Source organism: Winogradskyella arenosi (assembly GCF_003337305.1).
Classification (GTDB): Bacteria; Bacteroidota; Bacteroidia; order Flavobacteriales; family Flavobacteriaceae; genus Winogradskyella; species Winogradskyella arenosi.
The window spans coordinates 736482-761841 of the sequence record NZ_QPJO01000001.1; the positions used below are offsets into that span (position 1 = coordinate 736482).

Sequence of the window (25360 nt, forward strand, 5' to 3'; positions counted from 1 at the left end):
TGATATGTTTTAGAAGTTTAGCCAACAATATTTACAATTTTACCTGGCACCACAATCACTTTTTTAGGTGTTCGGCCATCTAATTGCGCTATGGTTTTTTCATGAGCCATAACGGTTTTTTCAATAGCGTCCTTGCTCATATCCATTGGTAACTCTAAAGTAAAACGCATTTTACCATTAAAAGAAATTGGATATTTTTTACTGCTTTCTACCAGGTGACTGGCATCAAATTCTGGAAAAGCTGCCGTTGATATCGATTCCGTATGTCCTAATTTTGAATATAACTCTTCAGCAATATGTGGTGCATAAGGTGAAATTAAAACTAATAACGGTTCTAATATGGCTTTGCTAGTACACTTTTGCTGAGTTAACTCATTAACGGCAATCATAAAGGTAGATACAGAGGTGTTGAAAGAGAAATTTTCAATGTCTTCTTGGACTTTCTTTATGGTTTTATGAAGGGTTTTTAAGTTGTCTTTTGTTGGTTCAGCATCGTTAACCTTTAAACTATTGTCATTAACGTATAGTTTCCATAATTTTTTAAGGAAATTATGCACACCGGTGATTCCTGCGGTATTCCAAGGTTTGTATTGTTCTAAGGGGCCTAAGAACATTTCGTAAAGTCTTAAGCTGTCCGCACCGTAATCGGCACAAATACTATCAGGATTAACCACGTTGTATTTTGATTTCGACATTTTTTCAACGTCTCTACCAACTTTATAAACGCCGTCTTCTAGGATAAATTCGGCATCTTTAAAGTCTTCACCAAATTCACCATCCGTTTTTAAACCTTCAATATCTAACTCATCAGAAGCATTTACATACTGCACTTTTACGTGAATAGGTAACACGTTTTTATCTTCGATTAATCCCTGTGAATAATATAAGTTAGGGTTGCTCTCGTCTCTATAAACAAAAGCACTAGTTCCCAATATCATTCCTTGGTTAATCAACTTTTTAAAAGGTTCTTCTACATTTACAAAACCGCGATCTTTTAAAAGTTTTACCCAAAAACGTGAGTAGAGTAGGTGACCTGTAGCATGTTCGCTACCACCAATATATAAATCTACATTTTCCCAATACTTAAGGGCATCTTCACTTGCAAAAACACCATCTCTATTAGCGGCATCTTCCATATAACGGAAGAAATACCAAGAACTCCCTGCCCAACCTGGCATGGTATTAAGTTCTAGAGGGAATACAGTTTTATGGTCTATCAACTCATTACTAACAACGGCACACTGATTAGTATCCCAAGCCCAAACGTCTGCACGTCCTAGTGGCGGTTCACCTTCTTCAGTTGGCAGGTATTTTTCTACTTCTGGTAAAACGATAGGTAAATGGGCCTGATCTATCATTTGTGGCATTCCATTTACGTAGTATACTGGGAAAGGTTCTCCCCAATAACGCTGACGAGAGAACACGGCATCACGTAATCGATAATTAGTTTTACCTTCGCCTTGGCCTAATTTTTCTAATTCGAAAATAACGCGTTTAGAGGCTTTTTTATAGTTCATACCATTTAGGAAATCGCTATTGGCAATTTTCACATGGTCTTTAGAGGCGTAAGCTTCTTCGGAAATATCGGCACCTTCAAAGATATTTGGAATGGCTATATCAAAATGTTTAGCAAAATCATAATCACGTTGATCGCCACAAGGCACCGCCATTACAGCACCTGTTCCGTAGCTTGCTAGTACGTAATCGCCAATCCAAATTGGAATTGGTGCTTTAGAAAAGGGGTGCTCAGCATAAGCTCCTGTAAAGACACCAGAAATGGTTTTTACATCGGCCATACGATCGCGCTCGCTACGTTTTGCTGTTTTTTCTATATAAGCTTCAACGGCTTCTTTTTGTTCTGGCGTAGTAATTTTAGACACCAACTCATGTTCTGGCGCTAAGGTCATAAAAGACACGCCGAAAATAGTGTCTGGTCTAGTCGTAAAGACGTCTATTTTGTGAGACGTCTCGACTGCGCTCGACGAGACAGCAGGAATGACATTGAATGTTACAGAAGCTCCAACCGATTTTCCAATCCAGTTTTTTTGAATGTCTTTTAATGCATCGGTCCAATCAACCGTATCTAGACCTTGTAGTAAACGTTCTGCATAAGCTGAAATACGCATAGACCATTGTGTCATTTTTTTACGGACTACAGGATGTCCACCACGTTCTGAAACACCATTTACAATTTCGTCATTGGCTAAAACGGTTCCTAAAGCAGGACACCAATTCACTTCTGTTTCGGCTAAATAAGTTAAGCGGTATTTTAAAAGAACGTCTTGTTGTTCTTCCGAAGAGAAATTATTCCATTCAGCAGCGGTAAAAGGTGCAATGTCATCATCACAGGCTGCATTAACATTGGTGTTACCTTCAGTTTCAAATTTTGAAATTAAGGTTTTTATGTCTTCCGCTTTATTTGTATCGTTATTGTACCAAGATTCAAACAACTGAATGAAAATCCATTGGGTCCACTTGTAATATTCCGGATTAGAGGTACGTACTTCACGACTCCAATCGAAAGAAAATCCAATCTGATCGAGTTGTCTTCTATAAGTGGTAATATTGGTTTCTGTAGTGACTGCCGGATGCTGCCCTGTTTGAATAGCATACTGTTCTGCAGGTAATCCAAATGAATCATAACCCTGAGGGTGCAATACATTAAACCCTTTATGACGTTTGTAACGCGCATAGATATCACTGGCAATATAACCTAAGGGGTGCCCAACATGTAAGCCTGCTCCTGAAGGATAAGGGAACATGTCTAAAACATAATATTTAGGTTTATCGCTTTGGTTTGAGGCTTTAAAGGTTTGCTGAGTTGCCCAATAGTTTTGCCACTTTTTCTCTATGTCGTTAAAATTGTATGTCATTGTCTTATTTTCCTTGTAGTAATGGCGCAAATTTAATAATAACCTTCTAAACCGCCTATTTTAAAATGCATAGGAATTATAAATGAAAAAGCACCTCGTAATTAACAAGATGCTTTCTGTAATTGTAGTGGTGAGGGTTTAAAATTTATACCCAAGAGCGACTTGAAAAACACTGTTTTTAATATCTGGGTTTTCAGCTACTGTTGAAATGCCAAAATTATAACGGGCTTGTACAAATAGATTGGTGCCAAGGTTATAGCCTATACCTGCATTAGCACCGATATCGATGTTAGCGGCATTGGTATCTTCGTCTGGTAGATCGCTATTGATATATTCGCCTTTATCATTGACTAAAAATGAAAATTGTGGCCCCACTTCTATGCTCAAGCCTTCAATTAAATAGTATTTTGCCATCACTGGAATAGCGAGGTAATCTACTTTTATTTTAACAACATCTTGAACTTCTGAGCCTTGTGTTGAATAGAGGAGTTCTGGTTGAAGCGAAAAGGTTTCACTTAACGGAATTTCGGAAATGACACCAACATGAAAACCTAAAAGTCGATTTCTATCGGCATCGCCTCCTGTAAAATTAGCGCTATTGAGTCCTGCTTTCGCTCCAAACGTGATATCTTGAGCCTTGATTTGTTGTGTAAATCCTAAAGTGGCAAGGATGGCCAGCATGCATAATTTTTTCATGAGTATTGATTTTTAAGAGGTTATTGATTGTTTTGGGTTTTTACAAGAATTATGCCAACGCGAGATGAAAAGCTTCAGAATTAGAGTCTTTAAACGGTAAGTTTATCTTTAAAATGGTAGGCTAGTAGTGCTTTTGGTACACTTTGTAGGGGTATTTACAACACGAAGAAAAGATCAGCGTTGTAATAGTAGCATAAGCAAATTCTTTATTATTTTTACCGAACTAATTAGCAGTATGACATGGCATCATCTTTTGACAAATACCAAAAGCGAAAACTTATATCTTCTTACATCTCCGTAGTAATAAGTATTGCATTGGTTTTATTCCTTTTAGGCTGTTTAGGTCTTTTGGTTATCAACTCTAAAAAAGTAGCAGATCACTTTAAAGAACAGGTGGTTATGACCATTTATTTAAATGACACCGCCAAAGATGTGGAGGTGAATCAGCTTAAAAAGAGTTTAGCGATGGCCAACTATACCAAGGATGCTGTTTACGTGTCTAAAGAAGAAGCTGCTGAATTTATGAAGGCGGAAACGGGCGAAGATTTTATGGATTTTGTGGGCTATAATCCACTTAAGAATTCTATTGATGTGCACCTAAAAGCCGATTTTGTTACCACCGAACAGTTAACTGAAATTTCAGAAGGTCTGTCTAACAAAGCTTTTATTGAAGAGATTAGGTATGATAATGATTTGGTAGAACTTATGAATGATAATGTAAAGAAAATTACATTTTGGGTTTTAATCATTAGTGCTGTTTTTACTTTAATAGCGGTATTGTTAATTAACAGCTCTATCCGATTGGCGGTATATTCTAAGCGTTTTATTATAAAAACCATGCAAATGGTAGGAGCTACCAAACGTTTTATTAGAAAACCTTTTATTTGGAAAAGCGTTCAACTCGGTATTGTTGGGGCTTTAGTGGCTTTAGGAGGTATGGCTGTGGTTCTATATTATTTAGATCTTAGTTTCCCGGAATTAGAATTGTTGAAAAATACGATAGCTATTGCAGGACTCTTTGCAGGCATTTTCTTATTAGGCATTCTTATAACATGGATTAGTACTTTTATAGCAACGCAACGGTTTTTAAATTTAAAAACCGATCAGTTATATTATTAGATGTTAGGAATATATTAATGCTAACGGTTATTTATAAATAAAACTGTTACTTTGTAATATAATTAGTTGAATTGAAAAGATCATGGGAGTAAACAAACATAATGACAATTCTAAATCCGAATTTATTTTCGGTAAGAAAAACTATAAGTTCTTATTTATAGGCTTAGCCTTTATTGTTATTGGTTTTATCTTAATGTCTGGTGGGGGTAGTGATGACCCTAATGTTTTTAATGAAGCGATCTACAGCTGGAGACGTATACGTTTAGCACCAACCTTAGTCTTAATAGGTTTTGGTATTCAGGTTTACGCTATTCTCTTAAACCCGAATAAAAAATAATTTAAGGCTGTAAATACGCAATAAATTTATTTGTAATTTGCTTTAAATAGTCTTCGGTATGCTCTAAAGCATCTTCAAAATTTTTAGATTTACTGATGATGGAATCGCTATAGGCAATGCCCATGCCATTTAATTCTGAAGCGCTTAAATTAATACTTCCGCAAAAGGCTGCTACTTTAATCTGATACTTTTGTGCTGAATTTAGTACACCACTTAAGGTTTTACCAGATAGGGTTTGCAGATCCAGTTGCCCTTCCCCTGTAATAATCCAATCGGCTTGTTGAATCTTAGTATCAAAGTCGGCAATCTGTTGTATTAGATCTATACCAGGTAGCAATGTACCATTAAGAAATGTAACGGTACCAGCCCCCATGCCACCTGCCGCACCAGCGCCTTGTATGTCTTGCGTTGTACAATTAAAATGTTCATCTAAAATTTTAGAGAAGCTCTGTAAGCCTTGGTTTAAATATGCGATTGCCGAGTCTGATGCGCCTTTTTGTTTGGCATAAATATAAGCAGCACCTTCAGGACCATAAAGAGGATTGGTGACATCGCAGGCTATTTGAAATTTAACCTGTGCAAGCCTTGGGTCTACATTGGTAGCATCAATCTTAGTTATCCTTGATAAATTTTTACCAATAGGTTTAACTTCAGTATTAGTCTCATCTAAAAACCGATACCCTAAAGCGCTTGCCATTCCTACACCACAATCGTTTGTGGCACTGCCTCCAAGTCCTAATATAATGTGCTGAGCACCTTTATTTATGGCATTTAAAATGAGTTCGCCTGTTCCGTATGTACTGGTGTTCATACAATTTTGTTCTGACGCCTGTAAGAGTTTCATACCCGAGGCCTCCGCCATTTCAATAAAAGCCATTTTATTGGGTTCGGAATAAAGATAGGAGGCTATGACCGGTTTATAAACGGGGTTATTTACTTCCGTTTGTATCACACTTCCTTTTAAGTAATAATTGATAACATCAATGGTACCGTCGCCACCATCGGCTAAAGGTAAGATGATAACCTCTGCATTTAAGGCCGATTTTAAAAGCGGAGCTATGATATTACAGAACTCTAATCCGGTGAGTGAGCCTTTATATTTATCGGGTGCTAAAACAATTTTCATAGGTGTTCTCTAACTTAATAATTGGGGTAAAAAGTAACTTGCGGCCAGAATTAATACAAAAAATGACATTAAGATAAGACTCTCTTTCTTTAACAGGTCTTTGGTATGAAATGAATAAGATAAATCCATTTGTTTTGCCGGAACGTTTGAGGTTAATTTACTTACAATGATGGCTGTAACAAGCGCAATAACAAAACCAGTGAGGTTGTACCAAATCCAAAATAAATCAAGAACATTAGGATAACCCAAATCAGCCAAAGCACTGTGAATCGACGCCGTACCTGAGTAAAAATGCCCTTCGGTAAAGAGGTAAATAAGTTCCGGTAAATATTTAAAAATTAGGTTTACAACAACGGCCGTAATAATGGCGGTATTCATGCCAATATGGTTCACTTTCTTAAAGAAAATAGCAATTATAAATGCTGCTAAAATAGGTCCGAAAAATAAAGAGGAAATAGCATTGATTAATTCAATAACCGTACTCTTACTATTTCCGAAGAGATAGGCGGCTAATATGCAGACGACACCCCAAAAAATAACCAAACCTTTAGAGAGCAGCATGTATTTTCTTTCTGAAAGTTTCTTTTCTCTGTTATTGAAAAAGTCTTCAATAGTTACAGCACTTAGCGAGTTTATGGTAGAACTTAATGACGACATGGCTGCCGATAGAATTCCGACCATTAATATCCCAATAAGACCGTTTGGTAAATAATTGATGATAAACACCGGAATCATTAAATCGGGTTTAATACCAGAACTCGCATATTCTGCAGGGTAGTGTACCCGTGTTGTTTCTCTGATACTTTCATAAAATTCAGGCACATTGGTAACGAGATAGCCAATAATTAAACCCATAATACAATATACTAAAACGACAGGGAAACGCAAGATCCCGTTGGCCATTAATAGTTTTCTAATGGTGCCTTCATCTTTAGCCGAAAGTAAACGTTGGGCTTGAGTTTGGTCTGTACCGTAGTACGATAAGTATAAGAAAAAGCCCCCTAAGAGCATAGGCCAAAATCCATATTCTTCACCATCAAACAGCCCTAAGTTAGAAAAATCGATCACCTGAAGTCTTGAAGGGTCAAATCCAGTAAAGGTCCCTGTGTCTTGCATTAAAGAATAGCCAATAATGACACAGATAATGAGTCCAGAAAATAGAATAATCATTTGTATGGCATCTCCCCAAACTACAGCTTTCATACCCCCTTGATAAGAATAAATAAGGGTGACAATACTAATGATAAGGAGGGTCCAGTGAAAACTAATTCCGATGACGGCTTGTATGATTAAAGCCATGGTAAACACCATAACTCCTGTTCCTAAAGCTCTACTGATTTGAAATACAATGCTGATTATTTTTCGTGTAGATTTTGAAAATCGACGTTCTAGGTATTCGTAAATACTAACAATTCCTGACTTGTAGAGCGGTGGAATTATAAAATACATAATCCCAATCATGGCTAAGGGTACTCCAAATTCAAAAGTTAACCATTTCATACCTCCATTGGCTTTAAGACCAACAAAGGCAGGAGCAGATATAAAACTTATAGCGGAAAGCTGGGTGGCCATTGTAGACAAACTCAGCGGAAACCAACCCAAACTTTTTCCGCCTAAAAAATAATCTTTAGAATTGTTATTTTCTTTAAAAAAATAACCCATTGCTATAAACCCAAACAGGTAAAAAGCAATAATAGTATAGTCTAACCAATTCATTTAAATTTATGTTTTTATATGCTTTCGGACTGATAATGCCCGGTTGTAAACACGTGTTAACCTGGCAAAAGAATTTCCGATGTCAGTAATATAAGAAATAGCCCCGAATGTTGGGAATCTACAGAATGCTGTCATTGAATTCCGTCTCAGGTTTTCTACGACATTAGGATTTAGGGTTACTTAAAGCTTCATTGAGATTTTCAGTGGCTAAACACGCTTTATAACTCTAAAAATATGACTTATTTCAATTTTCTTATGCTTGAAATAAGTCATAGGTGTGTTATTAAGATTTTAAGAGGTCTAAAAATAATGCGGCACTCCACGAGAAGTTATGCCCTCCATATCCGGCATTATCTTTTACGTCCTTTCTAGGATCAAAATACTCGTAAAAGCCATATTTTTGTATTAGGGTCATAGAATCGTCTTTAACACGTTTGGCTAAATCCGTGCAATCATAAGTTTTTAAACCTTTGTAGAGTAGCCAGTTGAGGTTAATCCAAATTGGGCCTCTCCAATACTTTTTCGGATTAAAACGATCGCTTTCAGGATCAAAGGATGCACAGAGGTAGTGTGCTTCGGTTCCGAATTTAGAGGTTAAGGTATCAATTACAATTTTGGCTTGTGCTTCATTAGGAATACCCGCAAATAAAGGGGTAAAAGAAGATGAGGTTATAAATTCAATTTGCTTTTCATTTCTAAGATCGTAATGCACATAAGCGCCTAATTTTTCATTGAATAATTTTTCATTGAATCTTGCTATAGCCTTTGTTTGCCATTGTTTTAAAGTCTCAATTTTATCGGCATTATCTCCAATTAATTCATAGAGTTCTATTAAGGCCGCATTAGATTTTATAAGCATAGAGTTAACCAAAGGATCTTGAACTAGGAACGGTGATAATTCCGCAATTTTAGCATCATCGTAGTTATGAGCTTTTGCAATTTCTATAAGGTGCAAATAGTAATCATATTCTCTGTTAGACGGTCTCTGGGTAGGATCTACATGGGTGGTATCGCGGCGTTCAAATTTATAGTGCGGCGGATCCATGGTAGCCCAAATATCATCCCAAATAGGTGAATTATCTGTACCAGATTCCCAGTTGTGATAGATGTACACTAAACCTTCTTGGTTAGGGTCTCTATGGGTGTAAAAGTGCTTGTGATTATCAAAAACCTTATCAATATTCGCTTTTATAAAGTTAAGCGTGTCTACTTTGTCGTCTATAATATTATAAAGTTCTTTTAGTACAAAGCCTAAAACTGGAGGTTGTGTCATTCCTGTGGTTCTGTGGCTTTTGGAGGCCAAAGGGTGTAATTTAGACAGATGGAATTCTGGTCCAGGAAAGTACGTATCACTATCATTATGAAAAACGATATGTGGAAGAAATCCATTTTCCCATTGGGCACTGAGTAACGCTTCAATTTCACGTTTGGCTTTTACCGCATCGTAATGGGCAAAGCCTATGGCTATAAAACCAGAATCCCAGTTCCATTGAAATGGATATAAGCCTTCACACGGAATGGTAAACCCCTTGTCTTCGTTGAAATTATTGTTGAGAACGGTTTTTGCCGTTTGTATTAAATTTTCTTTTGTCATGATAGCAGTATAAAATTTGAGATAGCATTGACACCCGCTACGGTGTCAATGCCGATGTATAAATTAGGTTTAAAAATTAAATGTTGTCGTTAAGAAGAAACGTCTTGGTAAAATTGGTCGTCCTACAAAAAAGTCTCCATCACTAGACTGTCCTGAAATTCCTGCTCTAGGATTACCTTCAGTAAGTCCGGCACTATCAAATAGGTTAAAGACTGAAAAACCAACACGAAGGTTGTTGTTTCCTGCAGTTTCAAAAGTATAACCAGCACCAATTCTTGCGATGGTGATAGGATCTAGCTCTACATTATTGGTGTCATCCGTATATTTAGCACCTGTATGATTAACAGTAAAGTTGGCGTCTAGTTTACGGTTGTCGTAGTTTAAGCCTAAAGACCCTAAAATGTTAGGCTGTCTTGCAATTTCATTACCTTCATTAATGGTTGTGATTCCCCCATTGACTAAATCTTCAGTTTGATTTTTTGAAATTTCATGATTCTGATAGGTTACCGTTGCTGAGGCGCTTAAATAATCTGTAAACCTGTAATTTCCTGTGGCTTCTAATCCAACGGTTTTTGTAGATTGTTCACTACGTCCTTGGTCTACTAACTCTCCATTAACAATGGCCTGATCAATACGGATACGATCGCTAAGTCCAACATAATATACAGCCGCAGAACCTGAGAATTTTTGTGTTCCGAATTTGGCACCAAGTTCTCCTTGAATAATTGTTTCGGCTTCATAATTAGTGTCTCTAATTCCTGGTGTTGGCGTGAAACCTCTCTGCTGTGGAAAGAAATAACCTCTAGAAAAGTTAGCGTATAAATTTGTTGATTCTGTAAGTTTATACAAACCAGCTAAAGACAGGGCCCAGTCTGTAGCTTCAATTTCACCTGTTGTAAAGGTTCCATCAGCAAATCTTACGTTTTGTAAGTCGCTAGTAAGCTCCGTATCGGTATACACTTGGCTTGTGGCAAGACCACCATGTCTAAACGTCCCTTTAGTAGATTCTACTCTTAATCCCACATCAAAACGCCATTTATCTAAAACAATTTCATCTGTAATATAAAAAGCCGTTCTACTTTGTTCTAAATAATTATTTAAAGTCATACCAATTCTATTGTACAAGCCTCCTGTAGAGTAAACAACATTAGCTCCGTTAGGGTTGGTATAGCTTAAGTTAACCAATTGTGGATTGTTATTAAATTCTGAAAGGACACGGTATTGGTAATTAACATCTTCTGCTTCTGTTCTAGCTAAGAAGGTTCCTGCGGTATAGGTATGAATTCCGTTATCTGATTTTAATATTAAACGCGCTTCACCAGAATAATCCGTCATTGGGCGCAGTCGATCGATGTGTAAGTTTTCTATCACCAAATCATTCCCGTTAATTTGTGCACCAGAACCCCCTTGGTAAGTAGCACTGTACCCCGTGTTATTTGGAGCGACAGCATTCACATAATCGGATAAGGTAATTGGGTTACCGTAATTACCTTCTCCACCAATGTAAAGGGCAAAATTGTGCTTGTAATTGGCGTATTTTACTTTAGATTCAAATCTTAAGTTATCGCTTAAGTTGTAATCAAAATCCGCTAAAAGGTAGCCCCCTTTGGTATATACGCCATCGTCAATTGGGCTTTCGTATACGCCTCCAGGAGTTAAAAATGAGGTGTTGGCTAACTCGCCAGATAATAATTGTTCCACCGGATCGCCATCGTTCCCTGTAAGACGTTCTCTAGACCCTCCTTCTAATGGGAGTGGCATAAAGAATTGAGCTCTATCATTGATAAATTGTCCGTGAATGGTAAAGGATCCATTTTCAAATTTTTGTTTCAAATTAGCACGTAATTGAAATCCTCGAGTATCCATACCTGTGTCAATTGGTCCGCTATCCTTTCTTACAAAACCTGTAACGGCATAAAAGGTGTTAGAATCTTCACCACCTAAACGACCACCAGTATAAAAGTCAGTTTTAAAACGGCCAGAATCGCCATATTCTAAGTTGATGATATTTTCTTCATTGCTGTCTCCGGTTTTACTTGTATAGTTAATAATACCCGCTACAGAACCTGATCCGTAAAGTACCGCAGCACCACCTCTTACAAATTCTACCCCTTTAAAACCGATGTCTGCACGCGCATAAACATCATGGGCTGAAGAGTTCAGACCAAAGGTTGCCATTAAGGGCATACCATCGTATTGTAAAGGATTAAAAACATATTGTCCACCAGAAGGCAAACCTCTTACAAATAAATTAGTTGCGGTTTCTCCACCACCACCTTCTGCGGTGATCCCTGGAATACTTCTTAAAATATCAGCCTGACTATTAGCAGATAATTTAGTAATGTCCTTTTGTTTTACCGAACTAATAGACATTGGTGTATCTTTCTGAGATCTAAATGTTGAAGAGGCTGTAAGAACGACAGTATCTAATGTATTGCCACCTTCGGTTAAAACAGCATTTAAGGAAATGAGTTCCCCGTTACATATAATGGATTTCTCGAAGGTTTGAAATCCAACATAAGAAATTTGAAGCGTTTGTGCTCCGGATACATTAGTGGTAAATGCAAATTTTCCATCAAAATCGGAAATAGCACCAGAGGTACTCCCTTTAATGATGACGTTGGCTCCCATAATTGGCATACCGGAGGCGTCTGTAATTTTACCCGTAATTTCGGTTTGTGAAAAAGCAGTAAACGCACAAAGAAACAGTGCGAATGCGAGTAGAGATGTTTTCATTCGTTTATAGTTTTGTTGTTATATGGGTAAATTTATTATCAAATTGTTAAGTTTGTGTCAGAAAAATTATGAAATTACCACGCAAACGTTTGCGGTAACGTTTGTGTTAAACAAAATAGTGTGAAAAGTAAAATTCCTACGTTAAAAGAAATTGCAACCAAATTAGGCCTATCCATTTCTACAGTATCTCGAGCCTTAAATGATCATCCCGATATCAGTGCGCCCACACGTAAACGAGTTAAAGATTTAGCTGCTGAGCTTAATTACATTCCTAATATTTTTGCGAAAGGTTTTAGAACCCATAAGACTAATATTATTGGAGTTATTGTACCGAGTATTACGCATTATTTTACCACCACTTTAATGCGAGGGATTTTAGAGGAAGCCTCGCTACAAGGGTATCGGGTTATTGTTTCGGAATCTAATGATGATGTGGATAAACAGACCGAAATGTTAAACACAATGATTCAGTTTGGTGTTGATGGCGTGCTCCTGTCTTTGTCTAAAATGACTAGAGATATCAGTTCCATTTTAAAATTGATGAATACTTTACCTCTCATTTTATTTGATAAGGCCTCTAATAAAATTCCGTGTACACAGGTGGTGATTAATGAAGAGGAAGCGGGTTATAATGCGGTAGAGCATTTAATAAATATTGGTAAACGCCGCATTGCCATTATAAAAGAATCTGAATTTTCATATAATTCTGAAAAGCGTTACGAAGGCTATTTAAGAGCTTTAAAAGAAAATAATATACCTGTAGACGAAAAAATTATTTTAAGTGTGGATGATATTTCGATTAAACAAGGGAAAAGAATGGCTAATGTTTTAATGAGTTTAAAGGAAAAACCTGATGCTATTTTTGCGATAACAGACGGCGCTGCCATTGGGGTAATTAAAGCCCTAAACAAACTCAATGTTAAAATTCCTGAAGAGGTGGCTGTGGTTGGATTTAGTAATTCTATAAACTCTACCATAATAGAACCTATGCTGACTACCATAGATCAGCCCGGCCAAAAAATAGGGGCTACTGCCGTTAAATATTTAATTGAAGAAATGAAGCATCCTAATGCGATGCTCATAAATAAAACCGTTGAAATTAGAAGTCACTTAATAATTAGAGACTCTACCTTTAAAGTTTGATAAGTAAGCCTCATTTTACTTACTTTTGCCCGATATCGATATCTACATGTCATGGAAATTATAGATGCAATTGTTTTAGGAATCATTCAAGGCCTTACTGAATTTTTACCTGTATCATCTAGTGGTCACTTAGAAATTGGGAAAGCTTTATTAGGAGATGAATCGGTCCCTCAAGAAAGTTTACTCTTTACAGTGGTGCTTCACTTTGCGACAGCACTGAGTACAATGGTCATTTTCAGAAAAGATATTCTAGCCATTTTAAAAGGTGTTTTCAAATTTGAATGGAATGAAGATCTACAGTTTATTTCTAAAATAGCCCTTTCTATGCTACCTGCAGTTATTGTCGGTGTCTTTTTTGAAGAAGAGTTAGAACAATTATTTAATGGAAATATTTTACTGGTAGGCTGTATGCTTATCGTTACAGCGGTTTTACTTTTTTTAGCTGATAAAGCTAAGGACACTCAGAAGAAAGTTTCATTTGCCAATGCTTTTGTTATTGGTGTTTCTCAGGCCATTGCGATGTTACCTGGAATATCACGGTCTGGAGCTACAATTTCTACCTCTGTATTATTAGGAAATGATAAAACCAAGGCGGCACGTTTTTCATTTTTAATGGTTGTGCCTTTAATCTTTGGTAAGATTGCTAAAGATCTTTTAAGTGGCGAACTCACCTATGATAGTGGGAATTTTACAGCCTTAAGTGTTGGTTTTGTTGCTGCATTTGTAGCCGGATTATTTGCTTGTACTTGGATGATTGCCCTCGTGAAAAAAAGTAAATTAAGTTATTTTGCAATCTATTGTGTCATTGCTGGTAGTGCAGCTATAATTTGGTCATTAAGCTAATGCAAACGGAAGAAGATTTTAAAAACGGACAAGTTTTATTAATAGATAAACCATTAACCTGGACCTCATTTCAGGCGGTAAATAAATTGCGTTGGTCAATTAGACAAGCGTTTAATATTAAAAAAATTAAAGTAGGCCACGCCGGAACTTTAGATCCTTTAGCTACAGGTTTACTTGTGATTTGTACTGGAAAAATGACCAAACAAATTAATATATTCCAAGGTCAAGAAAAGGAATATACGGGCACTTTTGTTATTGGGGGAACAACACCGTCTTTTGATTTAGAAACTGAGGTCAATGAGACCTTTCCTGTGAACCATATTACAGAAGATGCCATTAAAGACTGCATTCCACAATTTATAGGGAAAATAGAACAATATCCTCCGGTATTTTCCGCGCTTAAAAAAGATGGGAAACGCTTGTACGAATTTGCTAGAGCAGGAGAGGAGGTTGAGATTAAACCCCGACACGTTGAGATTTCAGAGTTTGAAATCACCGAAATTAAACGTGTAGAAGGGGGTGATAATCCTACTTTAGAATTAAAATTTAGAGTGGTTTGTAGTAAAGGAACTTATATTAGATCTTTGGCTAATGACTTCGGAAAAGCGTTAAACTCAGGGGCACATTTATCTGTTTTACGTCGTACTAGAATTGGTGATTTTAAAGTTGAAGACGCACTTACACCTGAAGTTTTTATGGCAGGATTACCTTCTAAAGACTGATTTAACAAGGGTTTAAGATGAGGTCTTCATCTATTTCTTCGTAATTTTCGTATATATTAAGATACTTAAATTGACGACTACTGAAATTTATTGAACAACATAAAGCCACAATTATTACCAGTCTTATTGCGGGAATTGTAATTCTAGGACTGTTTAGTTTCCAGCTAAAACCTCATGGAAATCTAATAAGCGAAAGTTACTATCTTTTAGAACCAGAGCCTGAACCTCAAGAAACCCTTCACGAATCTGAAGTGCTAAGTGAGGCTTCTACCAATAAGGCGTTTAATGAAGACGAGTCGTTTAAAGAAATGATGCATAATTTTAAAACGGTGAGCGCTGATGATTTTGAACGTACAACTAAAGCCAGAGAAGCGGCTAAAGCTAATGACGCTAAGGAAGAAGCCCAAGACGCCTTAAAAGAGAGCTATGCAACGCCTGACGGTAAGGGCGATTATGCTTTAAATACTAAGGAAACGGCCGCTTATAAAAAACTTCAGGCGGAACTTCAGCAACGTCTTAAAAATAAGAAGCAAGCCGATGAGCATGCTAAAACCAAAGGCACCTTAACATACGCTTTAAAAGGACGCGTTTTAACGCATTATAAAATACCGCGATACCTCTGCGAAGTTGGCGGTAAAATTGTAATCACGATTAAGGTGAATAGTGCGGGAAATGTAGTAGACGCCTCAGTTAATGGTGCTTCTAATTCTAATAATAAGTGCCTAATTGATCATGCCATTAGCTACGCAAAATCTGTTCAGTTTAATGCCGCTTCAAGACAAGATCAATTAGGAACTATTACATTTTTATTTCAAGGAAAATAAACCTTTACCCAAAGGTAAAAGCGGCTTATTTAAGTAAGTTTACTAAATCTTCTACAGTAGACTGGCCTTTATCTTTATTATACCAACGTTGTAGGTCTTCCTTAAACTCAGGTGTTAATTGACCGTGTTTTGCTTTGTAGTCTTGCACCATAGTCGTAGCTACTGTAGGACGTGGACCAAACGTATTTAAAACGTCCTTAGTTTCTGTGTCTAGCATGATAAGCTTTGGTATAGACTTTCCACCGTTGGTTAAAAATTGATTCATAAGCGCTTCGTTTTCGTCTCTTAAAACCACTTTGTAATCAATAGCATCACTAAGTTCCGCAACTTTATTAATTATAGGCATAATATGAGCGGCATCGCCACACCAGCTTTCAGAAATCACCAACCAAGTAACTTTTCGATCTAAATTTTCAATTTCAGATTTTAAGTTTTCAGCTACTTTTGCAGTTTTGTCCCAACGCCTCATTCGGCGGTCGTTAAGCTGCGTGTAATTCACTAAAGCTTCAGTTTTATCAAATCCTGTAGTTGAATTTTCTGCAACTAAGGTTGTAATTAAAGTTCGGTATTCAGCATAAGTCATACTTTTTTCAAGACTTTCTGAAATCATATCGGTTAAGGTAAGAGTGTCTGTTTCCATATCACAAAAATAAGATTCTGTTGCTAGTTTTTATGCAACAGTTGTTACATTAGTAGGATGAAATTTAATTCCTTACAAGATGACTAAAAACAGATGCGGTTGGTGTGTTGGCGATCCTTTATACGAGGCTTATCACGATGAAGAATGGGGTGTACCCGTTTATGATGATGCGACCTTATTTGAATTTCTAATTTTAGAAACGTTTCAGGCGGGTTTAAGTTGGATAACCATTTTAAGAAAGCGAGAAAACTTTAGGGAAGCTTTAGATCAGTTTGATTATAAAAAAATTGCGACTTATCAAGAAGAGAAAATCAATGCGCTGCTTGAAAATGCAGGTATAATTAGGAATAAATTAAAAATTAAAGCAACAGTAACTAATGCCCAGGCCTTTCTAAAAATCCAAGAAGAGTTCGGTTCGTTTTCCAACTATATTTGGGGCTTTGTAAATGGGACGCCAATACAAAATGCCATAGGGCATTATAAAGACACGCCCAACAATACCGCTTTGAGTGATGGTATTAGTAAAGATTTAAAAAAGCGGGGTTTTAAATTTGTAGGTTCTACCGTGGTTTATGCTCATATGCAGGCGACAGGTATGGTTAATGACCACGAAGTGTCTTGCTTTAGATATCTTGAGGTTCGAGATAAGTCATAAATGTAGCTCTTGAAATGTCTTTTGCGCCTAGGCTTTCAAGGTGATTGGTATAGATTTGGCAGTCAATAAGCTTGTAATTAGAGTTTTTTACAAAAGTGATAAAGCCCACTTTACTGGCGTTACTTACGGTAGTAAACATGCTTTCTCCACAAAACACAGTGTCGTTTATGGCAATACCATAGAGGCCTGCAACTAAGATGTCATCTTGCCAAACTTCAACCGATTTTGCGTAACCTAGGTGATGGAGTTTCACATAAGCTTTAATCATATCATTGGTAATCCAAGTGCCTTCTTGTCCGGTGCGTTTTGTCGCTGCACAATGTTCTAACACCTCTCTAAAAGCTTTGTTTTCGGTAACCGTAAACGTATTTTTTTTAAGAATTTGCTTCATGCTTTTAGAGATCTTTAAATCCTCTGGAAATAATACAAAACGCGGATCTGGTGACCACCATAAAATGGGCTCTTCGTCTTGGTACCATGGAAAAATACCTTTTGAGTAGGCATGTAACAAACGCTCAGTAGATAAATCCCCACCAACAGCAAGAAGTCCATCTTCAGAAGCTTTAGTGACGTCAGGAAATTTAATGTTTTGTGTTAAAAAGTGCATAAAAAGTCGCTAAGTTGAGTTTTTGCGTATTTAAAATTAAGCCTTTAGTTTTGATGTTAAAAGATTTTTTTTGATATTTGAGAGACCTTTTGTTATAAATTTATTTTGTTCATCATTGCATTTATGTAAAGGTCAAACCTAAAACCAAATTACGAAGTCCTAACTAACCATTAGGACTTTTTTATACCCTATTAAGACCTAAAAAAAGACCTGCTTTTAAAAAGCAGGTCTTTTTATATAAGTCTAAATTGTGTTATTTAGAATGGTAAATCGTCATTATCACCTTCATCTAAATCTTTAACAGGCTCAAAAGCTTCTGTTGGTGGTACAGGAGGCATATTTCCACCTGAAGCATCACCTTGTACAGCTTCGATTCTCCAACCTTGAATAGAGTTAAAATATTTAGTTTCACCTTGTGGATTAACCCACTCACGGCCTCTTAAGTTAATACTAATCTTAACTTGCTGACCCACTTTATAACTGTTTAATAAATCAGTTTTATCTTGAACAAATTCTACCATAATATGTTGTGGATATTGTTCTTCTGTAGTGACTACAATTTCTCTTTTTCTAAATCCGTTGCTTCCAAAGGATTGTGTCTCACCTACCATCTTAATTCGTCCTTGTACTTCCATTTTTTCTTAATCTATAATTTATTATAATGCTTAAATATTTTGCGGCTACGAAAGTAATAACTTCCAAGCACTTTCTACGTCTCCATAGCTCAAATAATTTTGGGCTAATTTATGTTTTTCTCTATGCGATGCCGTTTTAATATCCGGATAGCGCTCACTAAGGTCGTTAATAAAACTTTCAACATCTGTGTCGCTAGGCAGAGCTTGTATATTACCCAACATTCCTAAATTATTTCCGGTAAGAATCATGCTATTTTTAACATGATCAGGGAGTTGGTCCACACCAATTCCTAGGGTGCTTAATGGTTTTGGGATTTCAAAAAAACCATTTTTGGCTCTACTGTAGTAACTCCCACCGGCGCGGGCCACCAAATCTAATGCTTCTTGGTTTATGGATTGATCCGCATTTAAAACCTCTTCTGAGATGTGTAATTTTACCACTTCACAAATCACTAAATTCCCAGCGCCACCTTCGGTTCCTAAGGAAATAATATCGTTCACCTTGCACTCAAACTGTACGGGCGATTCGGCAACACGCATAGGTTTTACACGTTCTGAAGGATCCATGGTTAAACCAGCTTTTTCAAATTCATTAACGCCTTCAGGGTATTCTGTACTACTCAATGACATTTGCTGCACAATATCATAATTTACCACATTAATAACCACTTCTTTGGTTTTCTCTATGTTTTCTAAAGTATGTTTAGTGGTATTGTTTCTTACGCGTCGCGCGGGTGAAAAAATTAATATCGGCGGATTGGCACTAAAAACATTAAAAAAACTAAACGGAGATAAATTGGGTTTCCCTTCGGCGTCTAGTGTACTCGCAAATGCAATAGGTCTTGGTGCCACAGCACTTAATAAATAGCTGTGTAAATTGCTGGTAGTAAGATCTTCGGGATTAAATGAGGTCATGTATTTTGCTGATTTTCAACAAATATAAAAATTATAGATGGGGAATAAAACTATTTTCAGTTTGTATTTACACAATAATTTCAACATTTTTTCATTGTATAGCAAAGCGCATAAACGAGGTAAATAGACTTCTGTTTTTTACGATTAGAGGACGTTTGTTTTTATAAAACAAGAAGCTATAACCTTGGGGAGGCCGCTTTAAAGAAACCGGAATACCAAGGTTTAAAACCCTACAAACTGATTCCTTTTAGTATATTTAGAACTGAAATTAAACACAACAATGAACTTTAGCTTTGACCGCAATGTTATCCGATGGATTATAATTATCTCATCATTTTTTATCATCTCTCTTATTTTATTAAATACTTATACCTTTTTTCAAAATTTTAAAGTTGAAGAACGTTCCAAGATGAATACATGGTCGGTGGCTATTAAAGATATAGGAACCCCAAAGCTAAACGATGAGGTCAATATTGTTACCGATCACGTTATTACCGAAACCATTATTAATACCCCTGTTTTGGTAATGAGTGAAGATGGGGAGCTCAGTACGTCTCGTAATATCGATGAAGATCTTCTTAAGGATCCGCGTTATGTACAAGAATTGGTAGAACAATTTAAAAGTGAAAATACGCCTATTGAGGTGAGTATGGATTCGGACTCTAAGCAGCTCATTTACTATGGGAATTCGCCTTTATTAAATAAATTGAAATACTATCCCTTAGCCTTACTTCTTATCATTTTACTTTTTGCAGCAGTGGTCTATTTCTTTTATCGCAGTAGTAAAATAGCAGAGCAGAATAAGTTATGGACCGGTATGGCTAAGGAAACTGCGCACCAAATTGGGACGCCTTTATCTTCTCTTGTGGGTTGGGCGGAAATTTTAAAGTCTGAAAATGTAAACCCTGAATACATTACTGAAATAGAAAAGGATATAGACCGACTGAAAACGATTACCGAACGTTTTAGTAAAATAGGCTCTGTACCGATACTTAAAACTGTGAATATTGTTGAAGTTACAAACTCGTCTTTTGAATATTTAAAATCGAGATCTTCCAAATTAATCAATTTTGAAATTGTAATTCCAGATCGCAAAATTGATGTTAAACTCAATGAGCAGTTGTTCAGTTGGACCATAGAAAATCTAGTGAAGAATGCCATTGATGCCATGAAGGGCAAGGGCGATTTAAAATTAGAATTAAAGCAATTAGAAAATCAGGTTTTTATTACGGTTTCAGATACCGGAAAAGGAATTCCTAAACTGTCTTTCAACAAAATATTTGAACCTGGTTATACCACCAAAAAAAGAGGTTGGGGCTTAGGGTTATCGCTTTCAAAACGCATTATTGAAGATTATCATAATGGTAAAATAAAGGTTTTAAATTCTGAAATAGGAAAAGGAACGACCTTACAAATTATGCTAAAACAAGATTGAATTTTTGGCTTGTAAGTTGTAGTGGTTTACATGAATGAATTAGGGATTTAAAATTTCTGTAATACAGCGTTCTTGTTGGGTTAAGTGCTTGTTTTATAGCTTGTTGTTTTTCTGTGGTTTTAAGTTGAAGTCTTATGCTAATGCGGTGGGATTTTGCCTCTTACTGAAAAAAAAAGAAAAGGATTTCTTGAAAATTTAGCGTAAATTTGGCCATGAATTCGTCTAAATTTTTCACATTAAAAGAAGCCCGTATTGGCAATAACTGTCCGGAATGTTATTCTAACGATAGTTTAGAGCTTACCCTAAAACAAAAGTTAATTGAGACTAAGTTCTATAAAGCCATTACAGAAGAAACGGCAAGTGAATTACTCTGCCATAATTGTGAAATGCAAATTTTTCCGGTACGCTGGACGGATGATATAGAGCGTGTGGTAGATTACCATTTAAGAGGTCTTAATATAAAGACGAAATCTACGAAACTTAAACCTATCGCTTGGGCATTAATTACCTTAGGAATTTTGCTGTTGGTTATGGTATCTTTATGGGCCATAGGAGGGATTTCAGTAGCTTTATAAGAAAGAGGCTATCTTCTTTGCAATTGCTTCAAACTCTTCTGGTTCTAATTTTTGCTTGGTTGAAAAACGAGCATCTTCCATAGAATGTAAAGGAATTAGGTGTACATGAACATGAGGAACCTCAAGACCAATTACCGTCATCCCTATACGTTTACAAGGTACAGCTTTTTCTAAAGCCAAACCAACACGTCTAGAAAATTGCATTAATCCAATATAAGTAGATTCATCTAAGTCTAAAAGTTGATCCACTTCCTTTTTAGGAATACATAATGTATGTCCTTTAGAATTTGGGTTGATGTCTAAAAAGGCATAAAAGTCTTCGGTCTCTGCAACTTTATAAGAAGGGATTTCTCCAGAAATTATTTTGGTAAAAATAGTGGCCATAGGGTATGTAACTTAAGTCTTATAAATATAAAAAGATTCCTCTAAAGAGAAATCTTTTTAATATAACTTTATTAGAAAGTGGATAATTACCTTGAGATTTCTAAAATGTCAAATTTCATAATTCCACTAGGAACTTGAATTTCGGCAACATCACCAACAGATTTTCCTAATAACCCTTTTCCTATAGGTGAGTTAATAGAAATTTTTCCAGAGGCTAAATCAGCTTCACTTTCAGCAACTAAAGTATAGGTCATTTCCATACCGTTAGTTTGGTTTTTTATTTTTACAATTGAAAGCGCTAAAACTTTAGAAGTGTCTAATTGCGACTCATCTATAACTCTAGCACCAGCAAGGGTTTCTTCTAGTTTTGAAATTTTCATTTCTAACATGCCTTGAGCTTCTTTTGCAGCATCGTATTCTGCATTTTCACTTAAATCACCTTTGTCTCTTGCGTCTGCAATTGCTTGCGATGCCTTAGGACGTTCCACATCTTTAAGTTGGTTTAACTCTTCTCTTAATTTTTTTAAACCTTCAGCTGTGTAATAAGATACTTTACTCATAATTTCATCGTTTTAAATATAACGCACTCTCAAAAGATTTGTTCTTTGTTATTTTTGAGCCTGTCTGAAAACAGACAGGCTCAAAAATAAAAGGAGAAGCATAAAACTTCTTAGAGGTTGGTTATATTATAATTATATGTTAGCATAAAAAAAATCTCGCGCTGACGAGATTATAATGCAAATATAGGAAATATTTATAGTATTGTTGAATTAATAGTAAATTGCCCCACGGAAATTGATGTTAAAAAAGGGAGCCCATTAATTTAAAAACTTAAGACAACTAGGATAAGGCGCATGAAGCCTTCGGTTTTTTAAGCGTTATTTTAAAGGCTTTAAAGTCAATTTTTTAATACCCTAAAAATGAAAATTGTGAAGAAATTATTTTTTATCTGTATTAGTGTAATACTGTTTGGATGTAGCGCTGATGACGCTCAATATAATTGCAACTACTTATTAGATGTTGGCGTCAATCTTAGTGTTAATCTTAACCTACCGCAGTACAATCAGTTGTTGTTTCCTATCAATACGGTTAGGGTTTCTAACTACGGAAATGATGGTATTATTTTAGTAAGAGCCAACACCAATACGCTATTGGCTTGGGATGGTGCCGATCCTAGCCATGGACTTACGGCTTGCTCTACTTTAGAAATAGATGGTATTAATGCGACGTGTAGTTGTGGTGATGGCAATTCTTATAACCTTATTACAGGAACTGCTGTTGGCGACAATGACTTACCCTGTACGTTAAAACCATACAGGGTAGAAGCCCTTGGGAATAATACGTATTTAATTAGTAATTAATTAAAATTTTAAGGTTGCCCCCACTAAGAAGTTTCTTGTCGCTTGTGGGTAAAAACCAGCACCTTCTATGGTGGTTGTTACATTAGCCTCTGACCATGTGTCGTCATAGGTATAGTAATAGCCATTAGAGATATACTTTTCATTAAATACATTATTTACTAAACCAGAAAGTACAATTTCTTTAAAAATAGTATTGGTTTTAATGCTGTAGTTAAAGTTAAGGTCGTTAATAAAATAGCTGTCTAGCTTAGACGATCTCGCTTCGGTATTGCTCATATATTGTTCGCCAACAAACTTACTTAATACAGCAATTTGGAAGTTCTTTATAGGTTGAACAACAATAGCATTGGCGCCTACTATACTAGGTGAAAATGAAATATCTGTTTCTCCTAAGTTTTGCAATTCGCCATCAAACGGAATGATGGTTTCTTTATTTTTATTAGTACTTAAGGTAAGGTTAGGTTGTAAGGTTAATATTGGTATTACAGGTATAATTGCTTCTAGCTCTAAACCTAAACGGTAACTTTTTCCACTATTGGTTCTAATAGGGTTCCCCACATCATCCAGTTGTCCAGATAACACCAACTGCTCGTTATAAGCCATATAATAAACGTTAGCATTGAAGCTAAAGTTATTTTTTTTATGTCTCCAACCCAATTCGAAATCGTTTAATTGCTCGGCTTCGATGTTTTCGTTGCTTTCAAAATCCGTACGGTTTGGTTCTCTATTCGCTCTAGCATAAGAGAAATACAGGTCGTTATCTTGGTTTAGCTCATAGGTGATTCCTGCTTTTGGGTTAAAGAAAGTAAAATCTTTATCGATTGCAAATTCTACCAAATCAGAAGTTGTTCCTGTGGTTTTGTAGGTGATGTTTCTTACCTGTAAATCTCCGTAAAGGCTTATACTTTCGTTAAGCTTATAGTTGGCTTTGGTAAAAAGTGAAAGGTCATTCTTGAGACTGTTTCCGTCATAATAACGGTCTCTTATTTCAGTTTGGCTAGCGTATTCTGCCCAGATGATTTCTCCGAAGTGGTCCCCATCGTAATGGCTAAAAGACCCTCCGAAAATAAAGTTGATGTCGTCGGTCTTGTAATTGGCATTGGCATTAATAACGTAGAAATCATTATCTAACCAACGTCTTCTAATAAGGTCAGTTTCATCTACAATTTCGCCATTAAAATCCAAGGGTTCTAAACCGTAATCGCTAAAATCTTCGTCTGCTTTGTACTGTTCAAAATAGCCACTTCCTTTGGTGTAGTTTAAACCAATGGTCGTTGACCATAGGTTGCTGTAGCGTTGATTCCAATGCAATTGGTAATGATCTTGACTGTAATTATCCACTTCATTGTCGTAAAACTGAATATCTCCATTGTTGTCCTCGTATTCTCCAGCGGTATTGTACGTTCGGTCGTTTCTTAGGGTATATAAATCTTCAAGTCCGTTCCATGCTTGGTAAGTTACCTCTTGTCCACCAAAAGCGATAGCTTTTATTAAGGTGTTGTCATCCACATAGGATCCTTGCAAGAAGTAGGATTTTAAATCTGAAGAAGCACGGTCTATATAACCATCCGAGACAATATTAGATAAACGCCCTGCAATTTCAATATGGTCGTTCATTAAGCCCGTACTAAATTTTACGGTATGTTTTCTGGTATTGTAACTTCCAAATGAATTTGAAATTTCTCCTGAAGACGTTTTAGAAATGGCATCGGTTAAGACGTTAATACTCGCCCCAAATGCCCCAGAACCATTAGTAGATGTTCCTACACCACGTTGCAATTGTAAACTTTCTGTAGACGAAGCGATGTCGCCTAGATTTACCCAAAATGTGCCTAATGATTCGGCATCATTATACGGAATTCCGTTAATGGTTACGTTGGTGGATTGCGAACTGATTCCTCTAACTCTTATCCCCGTATAACCAACGCCAGCACCGGCATCTGTAGTAGTCACTACTGAAGGTAAAAAGTTTAGTAAAACCGGAATATCTTGTCCTAAATTACGTTTGGCCAAGTCTTCTTTACTAATGTTACTATGGGTTATTGGCGATTTAGCATCCACGCGTACAGCTTTTACTAAGACTTCATCAAGCTTTTCTATTTTAGTTGAATCTTGTGTTTTTTCTTGTGCGTAAATCGAACCAAGGCCTAAAAAAGCCATTGAAAGTAGTAGACGCTGCCGATTTTTTTTAGCGTGTGTGTTGAATAAAATTTTCATACGATTAATCGATATAATCGAATAAAAAGAGGTCATTATTCTAGTTAATAATTGATTATTGAGAGCTTTTATTTTGGTGCGTTAAAGGTTCTTGTTATTTCTTATTTTGAATCTATATAGCATGAATTTGCTAACTAAAATTTCAGATCTAAAAAACAAACGTTGAAAGCCTTTTTCTGCACTTTTAAAATGTTCAAAAAGAACATT

At 36.3% G+C, this 25360-nt stretch carries 23 protein-coding genes; 10 read left to right on the forward strand and 13 right to left on the reverse strand.

All coding sequences use genetic code 11. From position 1 onward, the window contains the following. Positions 1–17: 17 nt before the first annotated feature. Together leuS and DFQ08_RS03100 are read right to left on the reverse strand one after the other, a co-directional pair. A complete protein-coding gene (gene leuS / locus DFQ08_RS03095; RefSeq protein ID WP_114308319.1) occupies positions 18–2873 on the reverse strand; it encodes a leucine--tRNA ligase in 2856 nt (951 codons plus the stop codon). A 138-nt stretch (positions 2874–3011) separates the two neighbouring features. Then, positions 3012–3569, reverse strand: coding sequence for a porin family protein (locus DFQ08_RS03100; RefSeq protein WP_114308320.1), 558 nt, complete (start codon positions 3567–3569; stop codon positions 3012–3014). Positions 3570–3809: 240 nt separating this feature from the next. On the opposite strand from DFQ08_RS03100, the gene DFQ08_RS03105 reads away from it, so the two are divergent. Both DFQ08_RS03105 and DFQ08_RS03110 read left to right on the forward strand, forming a co-directional pair. Further along, positions 3810–4688 carry a cell division protein FtsX gene (locus tag DFQ08_RS03105; protein WP_114308321.1) on the forward strand — a complete coding sequence of 293 codons (879 nt, stop codon included), beginning with the start codon at positions 3810–3812 and terminating at the stop codon, positions 4686–4688. Between the two features lie 82 nt (positions 4689–4770). After that, positions 4771–5025: a DUF3098 domain-containing protein gene (locus tag DFQ08_RS03110; protein ID WP_114308322.1), complete on the forward strand. Its 255-nt coding sequence runs from the start codon at positions 4771–4773 to the stop codon at positions 5023–5025. 1 nt (position 5026) lies between these two features. Here DFQ08_RS03110 and DFQ08_RS03115 read toward each other — a convergent pair whose 3' ends face one another. From DFQ08_RS03115 to DFQ08_RS03130, 4 genes are all read right to left on the reverse strand, one after another. After that, positions 5027–6151 carry a glycerate kinase gene (locus DFQ08_RS03115; RefSeq protein WP_114308323.1) on the reverse strand — a complete coding sequence of 375 codons (1125 nt, stop codon included), beginning with the start codon at positions 6149–6151 and terminating at the stop codon, positions 5027–5029. 9 nt (positions 6152–6160) lie between these two features. Further along, positions 6161–7867, reverse strand: a complete 1707-nt coding sequence (locus DFQ08_RS03120) for a sodium:solute symporter family transporter (protein WP_114308324.1) — start codon at positions 7865–7867, stop codon at positions 6161–6163. Positions 7868–8150: 283 nt separating this feature from the next. Continuing rightward, the gene (locus tag DFQ08_RS03125; RefSeq protein WP_114308325.1) at positions 8151–9461 is read right to left on the reverse strand and encodes an MGH1-like glycoside hydrolase domain-containing protein; all 1311 of its coding nucleotides are present in this window, start codon (positions 9459–9461) and stop codon (positions 8151–8153) included. 69 nt (positions 9462–9530) lie between these two features. Beyond that, positions 9531–12197 (reverse strand): TonB-dependent receptor, encoded by a 2667-nt coding sequence (locus DFQ08_RS03130; RefSeq protein ID WP_114308326.1) that lies wholly within the window; start codon positions 12195–12197, stop codon positions 9531–9533. Between the two features lie 120 nt (positions 12198–12317). On the opposite strand from DFQ08_RS03130, the gene DFQ08_RS03135 reads away from it, so the two are divergent. From DFQ08_RS03135 to DFQ08_RS03150, 4 genes are all read left to right on the forward strand, one after another. Beyond that, positions 12318–13340, forward strand: a complete 1023-nt coding sequence (locus DFQ08_RS03135) for a LacI family DNA-binding transcriptional regulator (RefSeq protein WP_114308327.1) — start codon at positions 12318–12320, stop codon at positions 13338–13340. Positions 13341–13391: 51 nt separating this feature from the next. Then, positions 13392–14183: an undecaprenyl-diphosphate phosphatase gene (locus DFQ08_RS03140; protein ID WP_114308328.1), complete on the forward strand. Its 792-nt coding sequence runs from the start codon at positions 13392–13394 to the stop codon at positions 14181–14183. Further along, a complete protein-coding gene (gene truB, locus DFQ08_RS03145; RefSeq protein WP_114308329.1) occupies positions 14183–14905 on the forward strand; it encodes a tRNA pseudouridine(55) synthase TruB in 723 nt (240 codons plus the stop codon). The genes DFQ08_RS03140 and truB overlap by 1 nt, the downstream gene beginning before the upstream one ends. A gap of 251 nt (positions 14906–15156) precedes the next feature. After that, a complete protein-coding gene (locus DFQ08_RS03150; protein WP_114308330.1) occupies positions 15157–15729 on the forward strand; it encodes a hypothetical protein in 573 nt (190 codons plus the stop codon). A gap of 25 nt (positions 15730–15754) precedes the next feature. On the opposite strand, the gene DFQ08_RS03155 is transcribed toward DFQ08_RS03150, so the two are convergent. Beyond that, positions 15755–16369: a thioredoxin family protein gene (locus DFQ08_RS03155; protein WP_114308331.1), complete on the reverse strand. Its 615-nt coding sequence runs from the start codon at positions 16367–16369 to the stop codon at positions 15755–15757. Between the two features lie 79 nt (positions 16370–16448). Here DFQ08_RS03155 and DFQ08_RS03160 point away from each other — a divergent pair, with 79 nt between their 5' ends. Next, on the forward strand, positions 16449–17024 hold the full coding sequence (locus DFQ08_RS03160; RefSeq protein WP_114308332.1) for a DNA-3-methyladenine glycosylase I: 576 nt from the start codon (positions 16449–16451) through the stop codon (positions 17022–17024). Here DFQ08_RS03160 and aat read toward each other — a convergent pair. The 3 genes from aat to DFQ08_RS03175 all read right to left on the reverse strand — a co-directional run bounded on the left by aat (position 16993) and on the right by DFQ08_RS03175 (position 19181). Continuing rightward, positions 16993–17631 carry a leucyl/phenylalanyl-tRNA--protein transferase gene (aat, locus tag DFQ08_RS03165; protein WP_114308333.1) on the reverse strand — a complete coding sequence of 213 codons (639 nt, stop codon included), beginning with the start codon at positions 17629–17631 and terminating at the stop codon, positions 16993–16995. The genes DFQ08_RS03160 and aat overlap by 32 nt on opposite strands. Before the next feature lie 257 nt (positions 17632–17888). Further along, a complete protein-coding gene (locus DFQ08_RS03170) occupies positions 17889–18266 on the reverse strand; it encodes a DUF3127 domain-containing protein (protein WP_114308334.1) in 378 nt (125 codons plus the stop codon). A 45-nt stretch (positions 18267–18311) separates the two neighbouring features. Further along, a complete protein-coding gene (locus DFQ08_RS03175; RefSeq protein ID WP_114308335.1) occupies positions 18312–19181 on the reverse strand; it encodes a flavin reductase family protein in 870 nt (289 codons plus the stop codon). A gap of 280 nt (positions 19182–19461) precedes the next feature. Between DFQ08_RS03175 and DFQ08_RS03180 the strand changes: the two genes are divergently transcribed. Both DFQ08_RS03180 and DFQ08_RS03185 read left to right on the forward strand, forming a co-directional pair. Further along, on the forward strand, positions 19462–20616 hold the full coding sequence (locus tag DFQ08_RS03180; protein WP_114308336.1) for a sensor histidine kinase: 1155 nt from the start codon (positions 19462–19464) through the stop codon (positions 20614–20616). Between the two features lie 212 nt (positions 20617–20828). After that, positions 20829–21191 (forward strand): hypothetical protein, encoded by a 363-nt coding sequence (locus DFQ08_RS03185; RefSeq protein WP_114308337.1) that lies wholly within the window; start codon positions 20829–20831, stop codon positions 21189–21191. On the opposite strand, the gene DFQ08_RS03190 is transcribed toward DFQ08_RS03185, so the two are convergent. Both DFQ08_RS03190 and greA read right to left on the reverse strand, forming a co-directional pair. Next, a complete protein-coding gene (locus DFQ08_RS03190) occupies positions 21186–21575 on the reverse strand; it encodes an HIT family protein (RefSeq protein WP_114308338.1) in 390 nt (129 codons plus the stop codon). The two genes, DFQ08_RS03185 and DFQ08_RS03190, sit on opposite strands and share 6 nt — an antisense overlap. Before the next feature lie 86 nt (positions 21576–21661). Then, positions 21662–22135 (reverse strand): transcription elongation factor GreA, encoded by a 474-nt coding sequence (gene greA, locus DFQ08_RS03195; RefSeq protein WP_114308339.1) that lies wholly within the window; start codon positions 22133–22135, stop codon positions 21662–21664. 369 nt (positions 22136–22504) lie between these two features. Between greA and DFQ08_RS03200 the strand changes: the two genes are divergently transcribed. Beyond that, positions 22505–22936 carry a hypothetical protein gene (locus tag DFQ08_RS03200; RefSeq protein WP_147269435.1) on the forward strand — a complete coding sequence of 144 codons (432 nt, stop codon included), beginning with the start codon at positions 22505–22507 and terminating at the stop codon, positions 22934–22936. Here DFQ08_RS03200 and DFQ08_RS03205 read toward each other — a convergent pair whose 3' ends face one another. Continuing rightward, the gene (locus DFQ08_RS03205; protein ID WP_114308341.1) at positions 22937–25153 is read right to left on the reverse strand and encodes a TonB-dependent receptor; all 2217 of its coding nucleotides are present in this window, start codon (positions 25151–25153) and stop codon (positions 22937–22939) included. Positions 25154–25360: the final 207 nt, after the last annotated feature.